The sequence below is a fragment of the Pedobacter sp. 01T416_2 genome, assembly GCF_056398925.1.
The window spans coordinates 1-3,402 of the sequence record NZ_JBFTQI010000655.1; the positions used below are offsets into that span (position 1 = coordinate 1).

The following is a 3,402-nucleotide window of genomic DNA, read 5'->3' on the forward strand; positions in this document are numbered from 1 at the left end:
GTGCAATTGCATGTACTGCTTTTGCTTGGTTTCTAAAACCGTTTCGTCAGCATAAATAGAGGTTTGTTCTACAATTGGCTGTTCAGTTATTTCGTAAAGCGAACCCCAGTTTTTAGCACTCGGTTTGGCTTCATAATTTCTTGGTGATGAAGCGTAACCCGATGTAGAACTGCTATCGATGGCAAATGGATTAAAATCAGGATTGAAATTAATGCTTGGTGGAACAATATCTTCAACCGCTTTATGGGTAATCATATTGCTAAAACCTGTTTCCTGATCGAAATCTAAAGTCGGCGAAATGTTATAACGGCCAATTGAACGTTTTACTGCCGATTTCATGATTGCATAAATGGATTTTTCATCCAGATATTTAATCTCTGTTTTAGTGGGATGAACGTTTACATCAATTTTTGATGGATCGATCTCTATAAACAGTACATACAGCGGATAACTATCGTCTGGTAATAAATCTTCGAAAGCCGAACTTACCGCGTGGTTTAAATACGGATCTTTAATGAAACGGTTATTCACAAAAAAGAACTGTTCGCCCCTGGTTTTCTTTGCAAAAGCAGGTTTGCCGATATAGCCTTTTAAGTTAATAATGGTCGTTTCCTCTTCAACAGGAACCAAGCGTTCGTTATAGTTGTTGCCAAAAAGGTGGACAATACGTTGTTTTAAATTGCCTTTTGGCAGGTTAAAAATCTCGGTGCCATCATGGTGCAGACTAAAAAATACAGCAGGGTGCGCCAATGCTACACGTTGAAATTCATCCAGAATATGGCGCATTTCTACCGGATTACTTTTAAGGAAATTCCTTCTGGCAGGCGTATTGAAAAATAAATTTTTAATCGAAATCTGTGTCCCAGGTGAGGTGGCAACGGGCTCCTGGTTGGTTACCTGTGCACCTTCGATGGAGATACAGGTGCCGATTTCATCCTCATGCCTGCGGGTTTTCATTTCTACCTGCGAAATTGCCGCAATAGAAGCCATGGCCTCACCACGGAAACCCATGGTACGGATGGCAAATAAATCTTCGGCTTTTTTTACCTTCGAAGTGGCATGGCGTTCGAAACACATTCTGGCATCGGTAACGCTCATCCCACAGCCGTTATCTATAATCTGAATCAATGCCTTACCGGCATCTTTTACTACCAGTTGAATTTTATCTGCACCTGCATCTATCGAATTTTCGAGCAATTCTTTTACCGCAGAAGCAGGTCGTTGAACAACTTCTCCGGCAGCAATTTGATTGGCAACAGCATCAGGCAATAAGTGAATAATATCAGTCATGTATTAAGGCAAAGTGAATTTGCTAAATTATGCAAAATAAGCTTAAAGAACCCGATTTGTTTAAAACTCAACATGTAAATGACTGTTGGTAAATAGGATTGAATTGCTAAGCAGACAATTTCACATAAGTTGTCATCCTGAGCGTAGTCGAAGGATCTTTAAAATATGAAAAATTACTTTCTTTTTTAATCTCTGGTCCGTGCTGATAAACGAATAACGCAAATGGAAATACAGACTATCGATTAGGAGAATAATCTATGCATTCATTTTTAAGTCTCATTTTTTTTGAAAAGCAGGTTCCTGTGCCAATCGGTTCTGGTAGTCCCGCTGTGCGCTGTATCTTTTTGGCTGCCCTTCGACTCCGCTCAGGGTGACCGCCAAAAAGTATACCGCTTCCATCGGGTTTATTTCACTTGGGCCAGTAGCTATAAACGCAGGAATCAATTGATTGGTTTACGATGAGCCGTCCTCCTGATCCGATAGCTATCGGATTTGTTTCAGGATCTATTAACGGATAATAAAGTTGTTATTTAGACGGCCTGTGGAGACACAGATCACGGCCTAGAGTAGAAAATCCGTGTTTATCCGTGTGCATCAGGGCAAAAAACTAATTGTCACGGTGTCTTAGCCAGACGCTAAGACCAATGGTACAAATCATCTCTGTAAAACCGAATTTACAAAGGCAATGATTTCAATTTTCTATCTTTATCGATATGAAATCCATTTTATACAGCCTTTTTCTAGCTATACTCTTCTCTTCTTGTGCCAGGAAAGAAGAAGCTGATGTAGTTGTTTATAATGCTAAAGTTTATACCGTAAACAAAAAGTTCGAAACAGTTGAAGCCTTCGCTGTAAAGAATGGTAGAATCTTGGCCCTTGGCAAAAGTGATGATATTCAAGCCAAATATGCTGGCAAAGAAGAAATCAATGCCGAAGGCATGGCCATTTATCCAGGTTTTATAGATGCTCATGCCCATTTTTATGGCTACGGACAAAGTTTGCAGACAGCTGATTTAAGAGAAACAAAATCGTGGGATGAAGTGCTTAAGCGCTTAACCGACTTTGCCAAAACGCACCCCGATGGTTGGTTAATTGGCAATGGCTGGGACCAAAACGATTGGGACAATAAAGCTTTCCCAACAAATGAAAAACTAACGGCACTTTTCCCTGATCGCCCGGTATTTTTAAACCGCATTGATGGCCATGCGGCCATTGCTAACCAAAAAGCTTTAGATGATGCAGGCATAAAAGGCGAGCAGAAATTGGTAGGTGGCGATATGCTTACCCAAAACGGAAAGTTAACTGGTGTTTTAATCGATAATGCCGTGGCTTTAGTAGAGCGTAAAATCCCATCACCAGATGCTAAACTGGCTGAAAAAATATTTATCGATGCACAGAAAAACTGTTTCGCGGCAGGCTTAACCACCATTGATGATTGTGGCTTAAGTTATCTGGCTGTCGAATTCATCGAAAAACTGCAGAAAGAAAACAAGCTTAAAATGAGGCTTTATGTAATGCTTTCTGATGAGCCTGATAATTATAAATATCTTTTTAGTCGCGGGCCGATCAAAACCGATCGGTTAAATGTTCGGGCTTTTAAGGTCTATGCCGATGGTGCCTTGGGATCGCGTGGGGCCTGCCTGTTGCACCCATATAGCGATATGCCAAATAAAACAGGTTTTTTATTGAGCGATCAAAAACACTTTGAAGAAGTGGCCAAACAGATCGCAGCCAATCATTTCCAGATGTGTACCCACGCCATTGGCGATTCGGCCAATAGGGTAATCCTGAATATTTACAATAAAATTTTAAAAGGTAAAAACGATCAGCGCTGGCGGATTGAGCATGCTCAGGTAGTGAATGCCGGTGATTTTGATCTATTCGGAAAGGCCAGCATTGTTCCATCCGTTCAGCCTACCCATGCCACTTCCGATATGTACTGGGCCGGACAGCGTTTAGGTGCCGAAAGGTTAAAAAGTGCCTATGCTTACAAACAATTGTTAAAGCAGAACGGTTGGATTCCTTTGGGCACTGATTTTCCGGTCGAAAACATTAATCCATTATTAACGTTTTATGCTGCAACAGTGAGAGAAGATGCAAAAGGTTTTCCGA

The 3,402-nt window shown here is 40.9% G+C and carries 2 protein-coding genes; one reads left to right on the forward strand and one right to left on the reverse strand.

All coding sequences use genetic code 11. The features are described 5' to 3' along the window. A partial coding sequence (gene mutL, locus AC1DPQ_RS21875) for a DNA mismatch repair endonuclease MutL (RefSeq protein WP_477610867.1) occupies nucleotides 1–1,290 on the reverse strand: 1,290 nt, incomplete at its 3' end. 713 nt (nucleotides 1,291–2,003) lie between these two features. On the opposite strand from mutL, the gene AC1DPQ_RS21880 reads away from it, so the two are divergent. After that, nucleotides 2,004–3,402, forward strand: a 1,399-nt coding sequence (locus tag AC1DPQ_RS21880; RefSeq protein ID WP_477610868.1) for an amidohydrolase, incomplete at its 3' end; no start/stop codon positions are given.